This is a genomic window from Rhizobium sp. 11_C7_N12_5 (assembly GCF_051811145.1).
Taxonomy (GTDB): domain Bacteria; phylum Pseudomonadota; class Alphaproteobacteria; order Rhizobiales; family Rhizobiaceae; genus Rhizobium; species Rhizobium lusitanum.
The window spans coordinates 1237255-1256852 of record NZ_JBPWPY010000002.1 but is presented as its reverse complement, the minus strand read 5'-3'; the positions used below and the strand labels follow the sequence as shown (position 1 = coordinate 1256852).

Below are 19598 nucleotides of genomic sequence, written 5' to 3'. Positions count from 1 at the left end.
CCATTGGACGTTCAAACTGAGCTGATGTTCATTTCTCCGCTGGCGCGGCGGATAGTTGCGGCTTGTGGACCGGGGCCATGCGCCCGGCGTGACTGCGCCGGCGCTGCGCATATCCGGCAATGCCGATGGCAACGAGCAGGGTGACGCCGTTAAACAGCGGCTCGACATAAAAGGAGCCGCCGAACTGCTGGATGCCGGCGATACCGACCGCAAGAATAATGACGCCGATCATCGTGCCCCAGACGTTGACGCGGCCGGGCTTGATCGTGGTAGAGCCGAGGAACGCACCGACCAGCGCCGGCAAAAGATATTCAAGCCCGACGCTTGCCTGCCCGATGCGCAGCTTGGAGGCGAGCAGGACGCCGGCAACGGCGGCAAGCGTGCCCGAGGTTACGAAGGCGCCGATGACGAAGCGGCGGACAGGGATGCCGTTCAGGGCGGCGGCCTTCGGGTTGGCGCCGATGGCATAGATGTAACGGCCGATCGGCAGATATTCGAGGACGATCCACATCACGAAGGCGAGCACGAGGACATAGATGCCGGTGATTGGCAGGCCGAATACCATGGTGCCGTTCAGTGCATAGAAACCCTGCGGCAGCATGCCGACCACCTGTCGGCCGCCGGTATGCCAGAGCGCGATGGCATAAAGCACGGTGCCGGTGCCGAGCGTTGCGATGAAGCTGTCGATCTTGGCGATTTCCACCAGGAGCCCGTTCAGGAAGCCGGTAAAGGCGCCGAGCAGGATGACGATAAGCACCGCGACGGGCCAGGGTAGGCCGAACATCGTCTGCAGGCTGATCGCGAGCACATGCCAGAGCACGATGCCGTAGCCGATCGTCAGGTCGATGCGGCCCGCCGCCATCGGGATCATCGCCGCGAGCGACAGGATCGCGATAATGGTCTTGTCGGAAATGATCGAGCGCAGATTAAGCATGGTCGGGAAAGTCTGCGGTAGTAGAATGGAAAACAACAGGATCAGCAGGGCCGTCAGGATGACGAGGCCGTAGACCGGCAGAAGACGCTGGATTTTCTGGCCGAAGCTCATTGCCGACAGCTCGGAGCGTGTGGGTTCGAGCGCATTAGATTCGATCGATTGCATGGTTTTCCTCTCCGGTTCAGGCCGCTTCGGATGCAGATGCGGCGGCGATCACCGCCGGTGTTGTCAGGTCGGCACCGCTGAGTTCACGCACGATCTGGCCGCGCGAGAACACAAGGGCACGATGGCAGATGTGGGCGATTTCCTCGAAGTCGGTGGAAACGACGAGAACGGCAAGGCCGCCTTCCACCGCCTCGGCGATCAGCCGATAGATATCAGCCTTGGCGCCGACATCGACGCCGGCGGTCGGATCTTCGGCGATCAGCAGCTTCCGGCCCGTCGCCAGCCACCGTCCCACAACGACCTTTTGCTGGTTGCCGCCAGATAGGGCCTCAATCGCAAGGCTCTGGTCGTTGGGCCTGAGGCCGACCCGGCTGCCGAGCGAAAAGGCCTTCTCGGCTTCGTTGCGCGGCGAGAGGAACGACATCAGGCCACGCCCGGAGGCGCCAGGATTGAGAAAGGTGTTTTCGCGGAGGCTGAGCGACATCGCGACCGATTCTTCGGTGCGGTCCCTGGCGATCAGGCCGATGCCGGACGCCATGGCGGCGACCGGGCTCGAAAGGTTGGGTTCCACGCCGTTGAGCCGCACCGTGCCGCTCGATGCTTCGCAGCCGAACAGCGCGCGTCCGATCAGTTCCTGGCCCGCGCCCCGCAATCCGACAAGCCCGAGAAGTTCCCCCTGCCGGATATCGAAGGATACCGGCCCGGCGCCGCGGCAGGCGAGATCCTTGACCGAGACGATGGCCGGACCGGTCATTCGTTCCGCCTTGACAAACAATTGGTCGGCCTTGCGCCCGACGATCATCCGGATCAGTTCGTCCGACGTGGTTTCGGAAACGGGCTTCTGTCCCACCAGTTGTCCGTCGCGCAGCACGGCGACGCGGTCGGCGATGCGGAAGATCTCATCCAGCCGGTGCGAGACGTAGATCATCGCCACGCCGCGCTCCTTGAGCGGGCGAATGGCCGCAAACAGCTTCTCGACCTCATCGGCGGGCAGGCTGGCTGTGGGTTCGTCGAGGACCAGAACATCGGCCTCGACAGCCAGCGCGCGGGCGATCGCGACCAGCGACTTTTCCGTTCTCGTCAGTTCCTGGACGCGCGTCGAGGGATCGAAATCACAGCCGACGAGCTTCAAGGCCTCTGCCGTTCGCCGTTCGGTCGCCCGCCAATCGATCAGCCGGCCGCGCAGCGAATAGCCCTGCGCAAGCCCGACATTCTCACCCACCGTCATCCATTCGATCAAGCCGAGATCCTGATGGATGAAGGCGATCGGTTGGCGCTGGTTGGGTTGCGGCGGACGATGCTGATATGGCTTGCCGCGAAACAGAATCTGTCCGCCGTCCGGCCTGTAGATGCCTGCCAGTGTCTTGATGAGCGTCGATTTGCCCGCGCCGTTTTCGCCGAGAAGCGCGAGGATTTCACTCTGCTTCAGATCGAGCGATACATTCGACAGGGCACGCGTTCCACCAAACTCCTTGGTGATATCGCAGAATTCGAGCAGCTTTCCGTCGTCCATCCCGCTCCTCCCAAAGCTTCGATGGGAAGAGGCTATGTTATCGATAACATTCCGTCAAGAGGCTCCACGCTGGCATGATGCTTCCCGCCGGTTCCGTGCGTTGATGGGAAGGTTGTCGTGCGGCAGCAGGGATAAACTTCTTTATGATTAAAATAAATCTCCAGATGTTCGCAATCATCACATGAATATCGAAACAATCGCTAATTTAATTCATGGTACTAATCACGGCAGTACTATCGCCCTTTGGGTACAATATTTCTTGGGTAGTGCATTTCGGCGACGAATGCTCTAGTGTTAATTTACAGCAAGGGTGTAAATTAAGATATACTCGCGTTGTCGTTGAGCAATATCTCGGGAGGCGCGCCCTTGGGCGCTGGAGAGGGCTATATTTGAGATACGCTACTCAATCCATGTTCAAGATCGAAGATGCCGATGCCGAGGAGATGACGGCACACTATGCCAGGACCTTGTTTCCCGCCGTCGTCGAACCTTTGCATCGGCGCGCGCTGATCTCAGTTGAAGACCGTCATTACACGGTGGGCTATTGCAGCATCTGGAACGGCAAATGTAATTCCGGCATGAGCGTGTCACTCTCGGGCGGCCCGGATGCCTACGGGCTTTACATTCCATCCTCGGGCGGGATGGCGATCGATGTGGGATCCAGGGAGCTTGTGTCGAAGCCGGGCGAGGGGCTGGTGGGTGATATGTCCTCATTCGAAAAGCTGACATTGCACGAGCAGCGCAGCCATATGGGCATTGCGTTCGAGAAATCGGCGCTCATCCGGCAATTGAGTGAACTGCTCGACGCCCCTGTACTCGACGATCTGGAATTTACCGATACCGTCGACCTGTCGTCGGCAAGAGGCATGCAGATCGCGACCCTTGGAAATCTTATCTGGCAGAGCCTGACGGTGGAAGATGCTGACCGATCCTCCTCCGCATTCACTGAGCATCTGTTGCAGGCGATGATGATCGCGCTGCTCGAAGCCGTGCCGCATAACTATTCGGAACGAATGCTGAAGCCGGCTTCACCGGCCATACCCAGACGGTTGAAACGGGCGATAGAATACATGCATGCCAATGTCGGCTCGAATATGGGTATCGCCGAAATCGCGCGTGAGGCCGGCACGAGCGTTCGCGCGCTGCAAGCCGCCTTTCAGCAGTTCAAGAATACGACGCCTCTCAGCTATTTGCGAACGATACGCCTGCAGGGCGCACGCGGGGCATTGATGGATCCGGCCCGTTCGCAGGCGGTCGCCGAAATTGCGCGTGGTTGGGGATTTTCACATATGGGGCGTTTTGCCGCCCTCTATCATCAAGCTTTCAGCGAAATGCCCTCCGACACAGCCAGGCTGCGCCGACGCGACGACCGAATGGACCGACGTCAAATGAAAATACGGGTCAGACAGTTGTGAAACTCAACAGTTTTTATCGGAAGGCTCGTCGATTCAGTGAAATGACGTGCAGGTTAAATTTCCCTTAAGGTCACTGGGCCCACCGTAAAATGGCGAGAGTCTTCGCACACATGGGCTTTCTCGAGCCTGGCCGTTTTGATACAAAACCTTGGATAATAGATCCCAATATCCGAGTTTTTATATCAATGCCCGGCTCCGTCACTCAACGTCAAATCGCGCTGGCCGTGCTCGCTGAGCGCGGCATAGCACGTCTGGCAGAACTGCGGAGGGCAGGTGTGACGGCGGCCACCATGAGCCGAATGGAACGGGATCGGGAGGTGATACGGCTTGCGCGAGGTCTCTATCAACTTCCTGATGCGGAGCTTGATGCCAACCACAGTCTGGCAGAGGCCGCTAAGCGCTCTCCAAAAGCTGTCATCTGCCTTGTCTCGGCCCTCGCCTTCCACGGGCTGACGGACCAGCTTCCAAGACAAGTGTGGCTTTCCATAGGCAACAGGGATTGGGCTCCAAAACCGGATCGTATGCCTATTCGCATCGTGCGCTTCACGCAAACACTGCTCAGCGAAGGTGTCGAGATTCACACCATCGAGGGGGTTCCCGTAAAGATTTTCGGAGTTGCCAAGACAATTGCCGATTGCTTCCGCTATCGCAACAAGATCGGCCTATCCGTGGCAATTGAGGGGCTTCAGGAGGCTCTAAGAAAACGAAGTGCTACTCCTGGTCAGATAGCCAACCAAGCGGTGCGCGGTGGCGTTGGCACCGTGATCCGCCCATACCTCGAGGCGCTGACTGTCAATGGCTAAACAAGTCAGAAACGTCGCAGCCTCGGTGTGAGCTCGCCTGTTGCAACTCGCCAAGACAAGCGGACAAAGCGTCGATTTGGTTCTGACATGCTTCGCGCTTGAGCGGCTGTTGCTTAGGCTCAAGCCAGTCGCCCTACGCTGGTCGCTTCGTTCTGAAGGGGGCAATGCTGATGATGAGTTGGTTTGACGATCCGCACCGCGGCACCCGTGGTCTCGATCTGTTGGGCTTTGGAGACCCGGAACTTGATCCGATGCTGAAAACCTTTCCGGATATTCTGGCGCAACAAGCTGATGACGGCGTCACGTTCGATGCCGAAACTCTTCGTGTGGATCGTATCTGTGAGGGAGTGGAATATGGTGGTCTCAGACTGCGGATGGTCGCTTCGATAAGCGCGCCCGCATCAACCTTACGGTTGACATCGGTTTCGGCGATGCACTTGTGCCCGATGCTGGATTTCCCTGCGCTTAGGCTCCGCGCCTATGCGCGAGAAACGGTTGTTGCTGATTAGTTTCAGGCCATGGTCATGCTCGGGGCAGCCGACCGTGGTCAAGATCGAGGCGTTCCCATTCACGCCTTATGGCGTGATCCATGGTCACGTGACGGCAGTCGCCACGGACGCCATTCCGGAGAGCCGGATGCAAATCAGCTCGAAGGCGATCCAAGCAAGCAGTTACAGGCAACCGTTCCGACGACGAATGTGCAGCGGGTCCAGAACCTCGTCTTCCCCATGCCATCAAGCTCGACAACAGCACCATGAATGTTGAAGGGAGTTCCGTAACGCCGTCCCCCGGCATGGCCGTAGCTGCGTTGAGCAACTGCTGAACTAGCCTGGACCTGCGCCTGGTGCAGTTGTATCAAAGAGGTGCGGCGCAATTACGGGTGGGATATGCGAAGAATAGTTTTGGCGTCGCAGGCCAAACAGAAGCGGGAGGGAAAGCCAGTACATGTCACAATTATCAATGGAGTCGCTCTCAATCGTTGCTCGGCAGCTGCCGCAACTATTCGCAATCATACTTGTATTGATCCTCGGATCTTCTCACGCCAAAGCAGGAGCCATTGGCGTCGATAATCGGCACCCAATCGATCAGTATGCCCTATCACACAGCATGTCGCCGGATGAGGCCCGCAAGAAGTTCGGTGCGTCGGGCCGGATCATGTGCCCCTTTGGCGAGGCTAGCGCCTTCCTTATTTTCAAGTCCAATATTGTTGTCACGGCAAGACATGTTCTTTTTCCCGAAGCGAGCATGGGCGGCTACGCTGGTCGGATGTCGATTTCGCGTTGTGGCTTTGAGGTGAGCGACGGCAAAGGGTCGAAATGGCACAAGGTCGATGTTCGATCTTTCCTCTATCCCGATGCCAAGCAACGTTCGCTGACGGACCGCTTTGATTGGGTTGTAATGCGACTATCCGAACCAGTGACCGAGTTCGAGCCTTATCATATGCCTTCAAAGCCTGTTTCTGCGGGCGACAAGATCATAATGGCTACTATTCGCCAGGACAACTTTCTTCCCGATGACTGGAACGAGCGAATTCTCAGTGATTGTAGGATACGTGCGATCGACAATATTGATGGCGTCGCCGCCAGTGGCATTCGCACAGATTGTTCCTCCGGCCATGGTGCGTCGGGTGGGGCATTGCTCCGCCAAGGACCTCAAGGTCTGGAAGCAGTTGGCGTCATGAGTTCGATGAGTGCGTCCTGCACGAAGTTCAACCGCAAGCGCTGTTACACCTTTGCCGTCGGTTTCGAACCGGAACTTGTCGCAGCCGTGCACAAACTTGCCGGAGAATGAGTCTTGGTTGCGATGGTGGAGAACGCGGGATGACGTTGAACCGACGGCGACCTTGATTTCACAGCGGTGTTATTCTTGAACCGGAACTATTCGCCGACTGAGTTCACGATACGGCAAAGGTTTTTACCGACTCCGGGAGCCACTTGCCCTGGTTGCACGATAAACACCGCATCGACCCGGCTACCCTTGCCATTCTTGCGGACGACGACGCGCAATGTCTGCGGCCGGCCGGATCCGCTCGTCTCCTGTTGCGCAGTCAGGGTGCCGAGTTTCTTTTCCACATTCACATCGACAAAGCCTTCCGCCAGAACGGCCTGGGAAACCTTGTCGAAGGCAACGTTGGAATTGATAGAAGGGAAAACCATCCAGGTCTTGTAGGTGATGCCGGTTACCAGCGGAACGCCGCTGCTCTCGTAATGTCCTGCACAGGCATCGGCCAGCACAGGAGTTGCTGGGAGGATGGCAAGCGCGAAGGCGCAGGTAATTCTTCGGAGCATGGTTTACAGCCTCGTTGATTGTATCGAAAGACAGCCGGGTCGTTGCGTGAACACAAGCGCCATCTAACCGCGCATATCTATATCAAATTGATCGCGCATAGATAGTGAAATCCGCATATCTGATTGTCATTTCCCGATATGAAAATGGCGTTCGCTGAATAAATCGACCTCCAAAGGGAGATCCGCACAGGTGCAATATCAGTTCGCGTGCCCGGTCACCGGCAATGCCCATGCCGGTGCCCACCGATTCGTTTTTTGCAAGCGTTTCAAGCTCAAAACCTGATCCGGCAGCAGCCATGAAGAGTGCGCTCGGAGGGCAAAAATGGTGATCGGTTGCGAATTGGACACATTGGTAAACAACCAGACTGTCATAATTCATTATTTATTAGGCTCGCATATTGCCTCCCGCCTTATGGTTGATATTTCTGCCGTGCCTATAACATCCGAAGGAGGTTCGGGAATGCGGAAATTGGCGGCGATTTTACCTTTGGTTGTCCTCAGCGCCTGTGCAAGGCCGTCCGACGGACCAAGCGCCGGCAACATACGCAATGCGACGATGCCGCATACGAACGAGAGGATTCCGGTCGTTCCGCTGGCCAACGCCCCGATGGGCGGACAGGTCGTTGCCCCGTCTTATGCGCCCTCTGATCAAGGGCTTGCACGGCTTCGCTCGGGCGGCTTTTCAGACGCCCGCCTTCGTCCCGGTGACGTTATCGACGTGACCGTGCTTGATACCGGCGAGGATGGATTGCTGTCCACCACCCAGAGCAAGTCGCTCAATCTCGGTCGATTCACTGTCGATTCGCGTGGTTTCGTCACCATGCCCTATGTCGGCAAGCAGCGGGTGAGCGACTCGACACCCGAGGGCCTGCAGTCGCAGATCGTGACCGCACTCAAGGGCTCATCCGTCAATCCGCAGGCCGTGGTGACGGTGGTCGACAAGCCCTCCAGCGCCGTCACCGTCGATGGCAAGGTTCGCACTGCCGGACGCTTCCCGTTGACGGCGCGCAAGGAACGCGTGCTTGACGTTCTCGCCCTTGCGGGCGGGGCTTCTTCTGCGCCGAGCGACACGAACGTCACGCTTACACGCGGTTCACAGCGCGCGACCGCGCCGCTGGATCGGGTTCTGCAGGACGACAAGCAGAATGTCCGCCTGCTGCCCGGCGATCAAATCTTCGTCGACGGCACATCGCAGAGCTTCACGGCGCTCGGCGCCTTCAAGAGTGTCGGCGAGTTTCCGCTGGAACCGGGCAAGACGACGCTGGCCCAGGCGCTCGCCCGCGCCGGCGGATTGCTCGATGACCGCGCCGACTCGCGGAACTTCTACCTCTTCCGCAATCAGAAGATCTACACGCAGGCCGCGGCCCCCCTGGCAAAGGGCGCCAGCGTGCCGACCGTCGTTTCGATCAAGCCTGTCATTTACGGCGTCAATCTGAAGGACGTCTCGAATTTCGTCCTGATGCAACAGTTCAAGATGCAGGACGGCGATACGCTTTACGCCAGCAATGCCGGGCTGGTCGACGCCGCCAAGCTGCTGACCGTCTATCAGAAGAGCGTGCCGACGGCAGCCGCCCCACAACCGGGCAGCTCGTCTGCTAACTGACGGGTTCCGGGTTAGTTTTCAGTTATGAGTTGAAGAGCCGCCATGGCACTTGGCGGCCTCTTGGGCGGAGAGTGATCCATCAGTTTTCTGGCGGCGCTCTTCAGCTCGACCACGGCGTCTTCCGTGTCGCTGCAATGTTCAAGAAGCATATTCATGACACAGCCGGCCGAATAAAGATCGGCACGAGGATCGACGGCTTCGCCTCGATAGAGTTCCGGCGCGGTGAAACCCGGCGTTGCCACCTTGGCGATATCGAGATCGCCATAGCGCGCGCCCTGTTCCAGGGCGGTGCCGAAATCGGCAATCTTCAATCGCTCGAAATCATCGCCACATAAGAGCAGATTGGCGGGAGAGATATCGCCGTGGACATAGCCGGCCGTATGTATCGCATCCAACCCGAGAAGCAGCGACTTCATTGACTGCCTGATGTCAGCCGAAGAAATCGATCCCGCCGCCAATCGTTGCGACAGTGACGGCCCCGCCCATTCCATGATGATCGCCGGCCGCCCGTCGGCCAATCGTATGGCGAGTTGAGCCGCGACGAGATTGGGATGGTGGAGCGTCATGCCGATACGCGCCTCCCGCAACAGCATGGCTCTGGTTACAGCCTCATTGGCTCGATCGGCGCTGATGGTCTTCAGCGCGTGCGATGTACCGAGATCACGGTGGCGCAGACGGGTGATCTCCGTGCGCTCATGAGAACAGATGATCGCCTCAACCAGAAATGTGCCTGCAACGAAGGTCGCTTCGCCGTCGGGCATGGATGGCATGCGCCGGTCGAGCGCATCGCGCAGGCGATCGACCAGAAGATTGCGAATGTCTGCCGGTCGCTCGACTTCGCCATCATGTGTCAGGAGACGCAGCAACCCGGCAAAGCTCGCCGCGATTTCTCTCATATGCTTGGAATCTGGTTCCGGTGTCATGTCGCGCCGATGACGATGGCGCTAACATTCTCGCGGCAGTTGGCGATGAGCGCCTCCTGAATCAGGGCATCGGCAGCCTGGTCCATCGGAGCATCGATCAATATCTCGGCGATGACCCGATCCGTGAGCGTGCGGGAAAGCGGGCCGCTGGCAAGCAGCAGCCGATCACCGCGTTGAAGATTATCGATGACGATGTCCGAGGCGAACTGTTCCTTCAAACCCAGGCCTCGACCGAGCATGCGCCGCATCCCGATGTCGAGGTGATCGCGGGTGAGGAGCCGCATCATGCCGTCACGCAGCAAATAGCAGCGCGTGTCTCCTGCCCATATGGCTGCAAATCTGCCGTCGAACAATGCCGCGACGACAATGCTGGCAACGGGTGCCTCCCGCTCTCCGTTCGTCCCCTTCGCGCGCAGGATGGCGTGCGCGTGGCTGAGCTTGCTTCTCACATCCTGGACCAACGTCTGCAACGCCTCGCGCTCGGGAATGCCGGCGAGTATCTGGGTCGCGGTGCGTGCCGCCTCGATGGCACCGATGCCGTCGCCGACACCGTCGGCAATCGCGAAAATGCGCGGCTTGTCGCAAACGAGGAGGGCGTCGGCATTAAGCGACAGCCGCGTTCCCGGATGGCTGGCGTGGCTGCTTTCCATCGTCCATTCGGATTGGGGTGTCGCTACGGATTCTACCGCCTCGATCGCAACAGCCACGACCGGGCGTGCCGCCAGTTCCGAAGGCTGCGACGTCTTGAGATTTTCCGCTGTGACGAGTTTGACAAAATCCTCAACCGTCGGCGCCGCCATAGTGCGAAATCCCTTGCCGTGACGCGTCCCGGGATTGATGCGCCACCAGAGCGAAGCAGGCAGGGGCGCATCACTCGCTGTGGCGGATTGATGCGTGGTTGAGCGGTTATCGGCAAGCGGCAGGCGCAGCCGCTTTATCCCTTCGACAAAGCGCTGCATCTGGAAGTCCGACTTTGCGGAGGTTTCCGCCAGCGCTTCGGCGGCGGCGAACCAGCTGTCGTCTTCGCAGAGATCGCGGAGTTGTCCGGAAAATCTCTGCAATTGCGCTGCGATAACAAGCGGAAAGCTCCGCCCCACACGGTCGCGGCTCGGCAGAAGCACGCCGGCAACAACCCCGGGTGCCCAAATACCGCTACCGACGACGAAGCGCCAGGCCACTGTCGCATGAAACAGCCGTCGCCATTCTGTTGCCAACGCAGCCTCGAGCGCGATCAGACCACCCCGGATCCATTGGTCGAGCTCGCCTTGCAAGCGCAAGCCAAGCGCGGAAGAGACGAAATCGCCATGCGTCGGCAATTTGCCGAAGAAGCCGATCGCGTCGGCTTGGGTCGACGATTGGGTGCGGGCGAGATGTTCGTTCATCGACCGGACCGTCAAAATTGCGCCGGGCAGCTGAAATCGGACAATGCCTGCAGCCGGAACGGATTGAGGACGGAACCGAACTGCACGTCGAATTCAGCTGTTCGGCCGCTGTCTTCGAAGCGGGCCCGGAAAAGATCCGGCCCTTCGACCGTGACTTTCGCGGCGTCGAAGAGGCGGAAGGGCGACCAGTCGCCGCCTTGCGTCATGGCCTCCTGCCAGCCTCCGGGCAGAAATGCGATCCGGGATTGATTGTCCGCGCCCGCAGCCGGCCAGCCGATGGATTTCGATTGTATCGGCCCATGGAAATAAACGACGCGCTCGCCCTCGATCTCCATCATGACGGCATTGGCCGAATCCGACAGCGATACCGGCTTAACGTTGATGGAGATCGCGGGTTTCTCGCTGCCGGCAGGGAAGAAGGCGCGTTCGATCTTGCTGGCATTTTCGAATTGCGCGATCGCCTGGCTCGGGATGCTGTCGCCGCCGAAAGTGCCTCGCCAGCCCCAGGGCTGTGCGCTGGTATCCACGAAGGCATCCAGCCGGTTCTTGAAGAAGGTCTGGAAGAGGCCCTGCGGTCCGAAGAGGCGAACGAAATCCGCCATGGCGATATCCTGTACGGATGTCCGGTCGAAAGGATAGCGGCCGGTGACGATGCGGGCACAGAGATCCGCACCTTCGGTGGCCCAAAGATCGTTGATCCGTGCGCGCGCCGTCTTGACCGCTAGCGATCCGATATCGGCGGCGACCGCGACCATCCACGCGTCCGCCGGCGCCGGCAGGCCGCGCGCCTGCTGAAGCAGGTCCTGATTGGCGTTGGCAAGCTGGCCGCCGGCGTCGAAGACGCGCGCGACCTCCGCCGTCGATGTCGCGGCACGCGACAGCTGGCTATAGATATTCTGCAAAATGGGTTGAAGGTTCTGGATCTGGGAGCGAGGCTTGTCGCTGCTCCCTGCCGTTTTTTCGTCCGACGAGGCGGCCTGCGTATTGTTGCTGTTCACTTCGAGGGCCGCACGTAGCGGGCCATAGGGATCAGGCGTATTGGCGACGCTGGTTGCGACCGAGGCGAGGGCGGCATCCGGAACATCGTTGAGCGAAGCGACCTCGGTTCCTGCCGTTGGGCGCAGATCCGTTGCTGTCGCGATAGATTTCAGCACCATCTCGACAGGACTGGGATTGGCCGCCAAGATCCTCGCCGTTTCGGTTGCGTCGGCGAGACTGTTTGCCGGCCGCACCTGCAGATCGGCAAGAAGCGTCGACCATCGCTGCTGGAATGTATCGAAATAAAGCTGCAATGCCGCCTGCGCGATGGTATCCGCGGTCATTCCGGTAGGGTTGCTGTTGTCGCCGCGAACCCATTGTTCTTTAAGCGCTTCGGACGCCGCTGTTTCGACTGTTGGCAGCACGACTGTGCGATAGCCCTTGCCGGTGAAAATTCCCGGCATGCCATCGCGCAGCGCCGCTTTTGACTTTCGCTGGAAGACTTGTGCGCCGAGCGGTCCCAAAGCGTCCCCGGGGATCCATGGATCGAGCTGACGTGCCTGACGGGAATGGGTGAGAATGTCATAGGCGCGCGAGGCAAGGCTCTGTGGCCGGATGGTGTCGCGTGCCTTGGCAATCAGCGTGTTGTCGAGTTCGATCGCCGGCAGGCTGCCGGCGGCCAAGGCCTCGACATGCGTGACCAGAGCCTTCCGGGTGGCGGCGCGTCCTTCGCCTGGATAGAGCGCGGCAAACATGTCTTCCGCCTGTTGCGAGACGAAATCCTTGTCGACAGGGCCCAGCCCACCGAGCATCCCGTAGAGTTTCAAGCTGTCGAAGGTCTTCTGGACGTCGGGAGACTGCTTGAGCTCCGTTTGAAGCTCCACCAGCATGCGCGGCAGCAAGAGGGAATTCAGCGCCCGCTGATAGGCGCCGCGTTGGCGGCTGGCGATCTTGCTTTCCTGGTCGAGACCGAAACTCGTAGGCCAGATCCTTGCCTCGTCAAAGCCGCCAGTCACGGCGCGCAGATTGTCCAGAGCCGGCAGGACCCGCAGGAAATCCGCGTCGTTAACATCGCGCACCGGAATGCCGTTCGCCAGCTTCTCGTAATTGTCGATGCGCCGCTCGGCGGTGGCAATGGCGCGCGAGTTCTGGAAATAGGTTGCGGTCCAGCCGGTGAAGACGATTGCGAGCGCCAGCGCTGCCGCGCCATAGGCGATGCGCCGGATCATCGTTTGACGGCCAGACAAGCGCCTGTCACGCGCGACCAACGACGCCTCGCCGAAGATGACATCCTTGAAGAGGCGCGACAGGAAATAGCTGCGGCGCATGCGGGGCGCTTCCGCCACCGCCGTCTCCCGGCCTTGCGTGCCGGATGCGAAATAGACGCCGCGCATCAGCGGCGCTTCGATAAGGCTTGACGAGGAGCAAAGCTCGCTCAGCACTTCCTCCAACCGCTCGCCCAGAGCGGCGAGCTCAGCAGGGAAACGGAATATCCGGCCGCGAACTTCGATGTTCGGCTCCTGCTGCAGTCGTTCGATCAGCATCGCGTCGACCCGCTGCTGCAGCAGCGCGAATTCCTCCATGAAGCGTTCGGGCAGCTTTTCGCCCTTGTAGCTCTCGTCGAGACCGAAGGTCGTGCCCCAGACCTGTTCGCGGTCGGTCTTAGCAAGCCCATCGAAAAATTCGACGAAGCCGGTCAACAGATCGGCCTTGGTCAGAATGACATAGACAGGCACCCGCGCCTGCAGATATTCGTCAAGTTCGGACAGCCGCTTGCGGATGGAACGCACTTCGTCGAGCTGCGCCTCATGATCGCGGCCGAGCAAGTCGCCGATCGAGAGCGTGACGAGGGCGCCGTTGATCGGCTGCGACCGGCGGTATTTTCTCAAGAGACCGAGAAAGCCCTCCCACCCTGCCTTCGATGCGCCGTTCAGATCATCCTGGGTCGTATATCGGCCGGCCGTATCGATGAGGATCGCCTCGTCGGCGAACCACCAATTGCAGTTGCGGGTACCGCCGACGCCCTGCACGGAATTGCTTCCAAGGGCATCACCGAGCGGAAACTTCAGTCCCGAATTGCTGAGCGCCGTAGTCTTTCCGGAGCCAGGGGCGCCGAAGATGACGTACCAGGGAAGCTCGTAGATGTAGCCGAAGCGCTTCTTGCTGATGCGACGCAGCAGCAGCAGTGCTTCCTTGAGGCGGCTATGGATCTCTCCGACTTCGGCCTGCTGGCTCGCTGCATCGTCGCTGATACCATCCACGAGTGCCTTGTCGCGCTTGCGGGCGCGCAGCCTCGAGAGCAGCAGATAGGCGAGCCAAACCGCAATGACCGCGCCGATTGCGATCAGGCGGGCACTGACGGTGGCGAACGGTTTGAAGGTGCCGTAGCCGATCGTATAGCCGTAGAACCAGATGAGGACGCAGATGGCTGCGACCCAGATGAGCGATATGAAACGCTGGCCAAGAAGGCCGGCATAGACCGAGACGTAGGAGCGAAGCGTGTAAAATATGCCGAGTGGGTTCATCGGGCAGCCCCCGTCGTTGCTGCCGGCGTGGGGGACGCGTTGCCGCTCACGGGCCCGGTCGTCGACTGCGGATTGAGGGCGGCGTCACCAAGCCGTTGCGTCGGATCGGTCAGCACCAGGATTTCCGTGCGTCGATTTATTTCGCGGCCCTCCGGCGTGTCGTTGCCGGCCAGCGGATCGCTGTCGGCCCGTCCCTCCGTCAGGATCGCATCCTTACCGGTATAGGCAGCGAGGATGTCGCCGACGGCGCGGGCACGGGCTTCGGAGAGATGCCAGTTCGACGGAAATTGGGTCGTGCGGATCGGAACATTGTCGGTATAGCCGACGACGACGGCGCGGAACTTCTCCGAGGCAAGCGCACCGCCGATGCGCTGGAGAAGGTCGCGGAACCGGTTGCTGACTTCGGCGCTGCCGGTATCGAACAGGCCGGAATTGTTGATGCGGACCAGCAGCCGCCCGTTGGAGTTGGAAAGGGTGACGAGCTTGCGGTCGACTTCCGGCTGGAGGAAAGCCAGAAGATTGTCGAGCGGGCTCGGAGCCTGCTTGACCGCCGGCGCGGCCGTTTCGGGTTGCTTCTTTGGCGGCGGTGGAACTTCGGCGACCGTCTCCCTGGGTTTCGGCGTGTCGATCAGAACGCTCGGCGTATCGTGCGGCGGCAAGTTTGCCAGACGCTCGAAGGTCGCATCCGAAGCCCTATTGAGCGAGAGCGTGAAGAACATGTAGCCGAGCGCAAACAGCAGGGCGAGAACGGAAAGAACCGTCCATAGCGCGACTACGGTGCGCAACGGCTTGTGTCGGGCGGAAACGCCGCGCCAGTGCGGCGACAGTTCGCGCTCGAAGACGCCATATTGTCCGAGCAAAGTCTTATAGAGGCTATCGCGGATGCGTCCGAGTTCCAGCGAACCGCGCGGCGAAACGCGCGTGCGGCCTTCGAAGGCGAGCGACAGGCAGAGATATATAAGGAGCAACAAGTCCTTGTTGGTGCCCGGGCTTTGCTGGAAGTGGTCGAGGAGATCGAACACCCGGTCGCCGCCGGTGACGTCCATGTGGAAGGTGGAGACGAGACCCGAGCGCGCCCAGCCGGCGCGCACGCCCCAGCGCTTGCTCAGCACAACGTCGTCGATGGTTGCGCAGACTACATAATGGGCTGCCCGCGCCCGCTCCGGACTGATACGGGCGCTGGCGAGATCGCGCTCATAGCGCCCGACGGCCTCGATCGTCACACGCCGCAACTCGGCGATATCAGGCTGTTCGTCGGTGTTGCGGAGATTATGGGCAAGGTTCAGCAGGGGAGCGGCCGAGCGCACAATGGTCGGAACGTCCTCGCCGCCAAAACGGAAGTTGCGGATCAAGGTATCGACGGACCAGCCGCCGGGTGCCAGAGCCGGCTGCTGATCGAGTTCGTCATCCAGGATATCGGCCATCTGGCGGGCGGCGTCGTTCTTCTTGGCGCCGCTTTCCGTCAGCTCGATGATGGTTGGCAACTCGTGCCATGGTGTCGATCGTGGTGTGTTCATTCTCTGAGAGCCCACAGTTCCATCTCCAGGCCAGGGAAGTCGCCGGCAAGATGCAGCGCGATCGCGCCGGAGGTATCAAGCTGTTTCCAAAGCGGATTCTTCGTATCGAGTTCGAAATAGATCGTTCCGGACCGGTAGGGCAGCTGCCGCGGCAGAACCGGCAGCGGACGGACGGGGATGCCGGGCAGTGCTACATTGACGAGTTCGGCGATCCGCTCGACAGGGCCGATCTTGATCTGCGCCGGCAGCTTGCGCCGCACGTCCTCCGCCGACATCTCGGCGCGCACGGCAAGCACGAAGCCCGCATCCTTGAGCAGCGAGCGGTCGTTGATGGTGCCGACGCGCACGTCATGCCGCCGTTCGATGAGCTCGATTGCGACCGCAGCCTGTTCCAGCACAGAGGAAAGAGAAGCGCGCAGGTCATTGAAAACAGCTGAAAATGTCGTCTTCAAATCATCGTGCCGGTAAGGCGGAAACTCGCTCGCCCGCTTGCTGTCGGTCGTGAATGTGGCGAGCTCGCCGGCAAGCTCGATGCACTGCTCGTAGAAGGCCATCGGATGCATCCTCGATGCATTAGCCGCAATGTGGCGCAACATCGGATCGGCGCGATTGAGGATGTGCAGCAGAAAATAATCGCCCACCTCGGCGGTACCACGCACCGTTGGATCGCCGATGCGCTCGGCGATCGCTTCGGCGCGGTGACGCACGATGCCGAGCAATTCGGTGATCAACTCGTTCAACCGCGCTTCGGCCGCGCAGTTGAGGCAGGGCGCGATATAATCGGGATCAAGAATGACCGCCCTGTCCGAGCGCACCTCGATAACGCGGGCAAGGCCGATCAGTTCGTAGCCGGCAAGCTCGTCACCGGTCTTCAGGTAGCGCAGGCTCAGGCGGCCGACATCGATCGGCGCCATGAAGTCGGTTTCGATATTGGAATCCGGCGCCTCGTAGAGCGAGGCAGTGACGCGCACGCTGTTGCGCATCGCGCTGCCGTTCAATGCGACGTCCGCCTTGCCGGGCTGGCGCGCCGGCAGGGCGAGATAAACGATGGCATTCTTCGTGGAATCGTCCAGATCGAGCGGAGGCGGCAAGTCCGCGTCGATGGGCGCTTCGAACGGCGTTCCATCGGGCAGGATGCCGCGCAGGTTCGACAGCGCGAACTGGCCGATGGCAAGCGCGCTGCGGTCGACGCCGATTTCCGCAACGCCCCAGGGATAGGGCGACAATCCGCGCGCGGTGGTGCGGACCAGCCGTTCCGTCCAACGATCGGCCTGCTGGAAATGCTGTACGCGAAGGAACATGCCCTCGCTCCACGCCACTCGATTTTCGTTCTTCATCGGGTGTTACCCGTCCTCTCTGCAATGGTGCTGATTTCCTGTTCGTCGCGGCTATCCGCTGAGGCGCGTACTGCCTCCGCAAACAGATCGCGGACGGAAATGCTCCGGCCGTCCCGTTCGAACTGGGCGCGATAGGTCTTCCAATAGTCCCGGCTGCCATGCCACAGCACCTTGCGGGTGGTGGCATCGACATGGGCTTCGATCATACGGGGCTCGAACATGCGGCTCGCCTCACGAACGAGATTTTCTAGGCCGGCGTTGAGGGCGGACTGCCTCGCGATGAGCGCCCGAAGCCGATCTGTCAGCTGCGCGGCTCGCTCGCGACTGAAGAGCGAAGTGGGCGAATGGACACGATCATCGTCGATGCCGAGGATCGACGCCTCATCGGTGAGCGTCTGCTCCAACATATCGACAAGAGCCTCAAATTGCTGGAGCGGATCGTCCGACAGCAGCAGGGCTTCGTCTTGCACCCCATAACTTGGGTCTTCCGCTCCCCGGGTATCGTTTGCCGGAACGATGGCTTTCGTCGTATCCGCGGCATCGCGACCGGAGCTGCGCGCAACCGCCACGGAGACATGCATCGCCGGGCCATGCTCCAGCTGGCTGCCCAGATTGAAGTCCGCGTTCCAATCGTCAGGCAAGATCGGCTTGATGCCGTCGATATCGGGCGGACCGCCCCAGCCGACATCGACGTTGCGGCTCGACTGCTTGTCCTTTCGCGTCGATTGCGGAATTGCGGCGATCCAGTCTTCTCCGCCGCGCTGGCCGAGTATGCCGTTCGCCGTGCCGCCGCCGGGCGCGATGTCGGCTAGGATCGAGGAGATGGTCATCGTCTCGTCGCTCAGCCGCAGATCGGCGGCGGGATCGTCGATATCGCGATCGGCTTCGCCGGTGATGACGACATTGAAGGCGATGTCGCCGAAAGCGATCTTCGACTTGTCCGTCAGCCTTGCAGTTTCACCTTCCAGGATCGTGACGCCGTCGACCTGGGTGCCGTTGGCGCTCTGGTCGCGCAGCAGGAAACCGCCACGATCGCGCTCGATCACGCAATGGATCTTCGAAACCAACCGCCGCGGGTCCGATACCTGCCAGTCACTGTCCGGTGACCGGCCGAGCGTGCGTTTGCCGCGCTCGAAGAACCAGCCCTTGCTCGCACCCTCACCAGCGATCTGACGCAACTCAAGTCGCATGGGCGCCTCCTTCGGTGGGTTGCGCGTGTTTCGAGCGCGGCTCGGTGATGATAGCGTCGCCGCTGTCACGATCCGCGCTGCCGACGCGTGCCCAACTGTTCCAACCGAGTCTGGGCGGATCACCGTCTTCGCCCAGCCGGCAGAAAGGGATGTGCTCCTTTTTGAGGACGACCTGAATATCGAAATCAAGCGCTGGGCCGACATAAAGGCGTGTCAATGCAAAGAGCGCGTCGATGTTACGGCTATCAGGGGAAAGGGAGCAGTAGTCCTTGTAGTCGACGGGTCCGATGACGACGCGAAAACTACCGCCGAAGTCATGGATCGCCGCTCCCGCCGTCGCGTTTACCCCCAGCTGCACACCGTGGGGCTGGCCCATGCGGCTGCGCTCCTCGATGGGGATGGAAAGCCAACGCCCTTTGAACAGCTCGATTGCCACGGGCAGCCCACTGAACTCATGCAGCATGGCCTGCAGATTGACCGCATTACGGGTCCGGGCCGCAAAGAAACCTGAAAATCTGAGGATGAGCTCGTCGTCGGGCCGAACCTGCTCCTTCAGTCGAGCCGTGCCGAAGCCCGCAAGCGAAAAAAGCGTCGTTACGAAGGAGTTTCCGTTTCTGTCCGGATTCCATCGCAGCCTGCGGGCAAGGCGATACTTCTCGCTGGCATCGACGAAAAGCTCGGTCAGACGGCTGGTGAAAAGATCGAAGAAGCTCGCAAGCCCGCGGGCGCGATTGCGCTCCTCGCGCATCACAAGTTCATTGTAGCTCGGCGGCATTGCCCCGAGCGGGCCGAGCAAGCCGCCCATGCTGGCACTCAGCGACGCACCATTGCTTTTCCGCTTGAAATCGTTGACAGCGAGCGGGGCCGGCGAAACGCCGACTGGCGAGGACACCGACAGATGATCGCCAGCCGAATGTTGGGCAACGCGGAATGCCGTCGTCGGCTCGAAACGACCGGGGTCGCGTTCGAGCAGCGATGCGAGCATGTCGCTGTCACTCGGCCGGAATTGCTCCATTGTCTTCAAC

The 19598-nt window shown here is 60.4% G+C and carries 16 protein-coding genes; 5 read left to right on the top strand and 11 right to left on the bottom strand.

What is annotated here, in order from left to right; genetic code table 11:
* Positions 1 to 28: 28 nt before the first annotated feature.
* A complete protein-coding gene (locus AB8B29_RS24920; RefSeq protein WP_113119582.1) occupies positions 29 to 1099 on the bottom strand; it encodes an ABC transporter permease in 1071 nt (356 codons plus the stop codon).
* A gap of 16 nt (positions 1100 to 1115) precedes the next feature.
* Positions 1116 to 2612 (bottom strand): sugar ABC transporter ATP-binding protein, encoded by a 1497-nt coding sequence (locus AB8B29_RS24915; RefSeq protein WP_113119581.1) that lies wholly within the window; start codon positions 2610 to 2612, stop codon positions 1116 to 1118.
* A 212-nt stretch (positions 2613 to 2824) separates the two neighbouring features.
* On the opposite strand from AB8B29_RS24915, the gene AB8B29_RS24910 reads away from it, so the two are divergent.
* From AB8B29_RS24910 to AB8B29_RS24895, 4 genes are all read left to right on the top strand, one after another.
* Complete coding sequence (locus AB8B29_RS24910; protein WP_439006768.1) at positions 2825 to 4027, top strand: AraC family transcriptional regulator; 1203 nt, start codon at positions 2825 to 2827, stop codon at positions 4025 to 4027.
* A 185-nt stretch (positions 4028 to 4212) separates the two neighbouring features.
* Positions 4213 to 4830: a type IV toxin-antitoxin system AbiEi family antitoxin domain-containing protein gene (locus tag AB8B29_RS24905; RefSeq protein ID WP_037199599.1), complete on the top strand. Its 618-nt coding sequence runs from the start codon at positions 4213 to 4215 to the stop codon at positions 4828 to 4830.
* A gap of 164 nt (positions 4831 to 4994) precedes the next feature.
* Complete coding sequence (locus AB8B29_RS24900; protein WP_113119579.1) at positions 4995 to 5339, top strand: nucleotidyl transferase AbiEii/AbiGii toxin family protein; 345 nt, start codon at positions 4995 to 4997, stop codon at positions 5337 to 5339.
* Between the two features lie 436 nt (positions 5340 to 5775).
* Positions 5776 to 6621, top strand: a complete 846-nt coding sequence (locus tag AB8B29_RS24895) for a S1 family peptidase (RefSeq protein WP_113119578.1) — start codon at positions 5776 to 5778, stop codon at positions 6619 to 6621.
* An 86-nt stretch (positions 6622 to 6707) separates the two neighbouring features.
* Here AB8B29_RS24895 and AB8B29_RS24890 read toward each other — a convergent pair whose 3' ends face one another.
* Positions 6708 to 7118 (bottom strand): hypothetical protein, encoded by a 411-nt coding sequence (locus tag AB8B29_RS24890; RefSeq protein ID WP_113119577.1) that lies wholly within the window; start codon positions 7116 to 7118, stop codon positions 6708 to 6710.
* Between the two features lie 82 nt (positions 7119 to 7200).
* A complete protein-coding gene (locus AB8B29_RS24885) occupies positions 7201 to 7416 on the bottom strand; it encodes a hypothetical protein (protein WP_162740670.1) in 216 nt (71 codons plus the stop codon).
* 162 nt (positions 7417 to 7578) lie between these two features.
* Here AB8B29_RS24885 and AB8B29_RS24880 point away from each other — a divergent pair, with 162 nt between their 5' ends.
* A complete protein-coding gene (locus tag AB8B29_RS24880; protein ID WP_047561879.1) occupies positions 7579 to 8721 on the top strand; it encodes a polysaccharide biosynthesis/export family protein in 1143 nt (380 codons plus the stop codon).
* 11 nt (positions 8722 to 8732) lie between these two features.
* Here AB8B29_RS24880 and AB8B29_RS24875 read toward each other — a convergent pair whose 3' ends face one another.
* From AB8B29_RS24875 to tssG, 7 genes are read right to left on the bottom strand one after another with little or no spacing between them, the layout of a single operon-like run.
* Complete coding sequence (locus AB8B29_RS24875) at positions 8733 to 9617, bottom strand: serine/threonine-protein kinase (RefSeq protein WP_162740669.1); 885 nt, start codon at positions 9615 to 9617, stop codon at positions 8733 to 8735.
* Between the two features lie 23 nt (positions 9618 to 9640).
* A complete protein-coding gene (gene tagF / locus AB8B29_RS24870) occupies positions 9641 to 11026 on the bottom strand; it encodes a type VI secretion system-associated protein TagF (protein WP_113119608.1) in 1386 nt (461 codons plus the stop codon).
* Positions 11027 to 11037: 11 nt separating this feature from the next.
* Positions 11038 to 14529, bottom strand: coding sequence for a type VI secretion system membrane subunit TssM (tssM, locus tag AB8B29_RS24865; protein WP_113119575.1), 3492 nt, complete (start codon positions 14527 to 14529; stop codon positions 11038 to 11040).
* Positions 14526 to 16046, bottom strand: a complete 1521-nt coding sequence (gene tssL / locus AB8B29_RS24860) for a type VI secretion system protein TssL, long form (RefSeq protein ID WP_113119574.1) — start codon at positions 16044 to 16046, stop codon at positions 14526 to 14528. Before tssL ends, tssM begins: the two co-directional genes overlap by 4 nt.
* Positions 16043 to 17383, bottom strand: a complete 1341-nt coding sequence (tssK, locus tag AB8B29_RS24855; protein WP_113119573.1) for a type VI secretion system baseplate subunit TssK — start codon at positions 17381 to 17383, stop codon at positions 16043 to 16045. Before tssK ends, tssL begins: the two co-directional genes overlap by 4 nt.
* Complete coding sequence (locus AB8B29_RS24850; protein WP_113119572.1) at positions 17380 to 18573, bottom strand: FHA domain-containing protein; 1194 nt, start codon at positions 18571 to 18573, stop codon at positions 17380 to 17382. The genes tssK and AB8B29_RS24850 overlap by 4 nt, the downstream gene beginning before the upstream one ends.
* Positions 18563 to 19588 (bottom strand): type VI secretion system baseplate subunit TssG, encoded by a 1026-nt coding sequence (gene tssG, locus AB8B29_RS24845; RefSeq protein ID WP_113102709.1) that lies wholly within the window; start codon positions 19586 to 19588, stop codon positions 18563 to 18565. The genes AB8B29_RS24850 and tssG overlap by 11 nt, the downstream gene beginning before the upstream one ends.
* Positions 19589 to 19598: the final 10 nt, after the last annotated feature.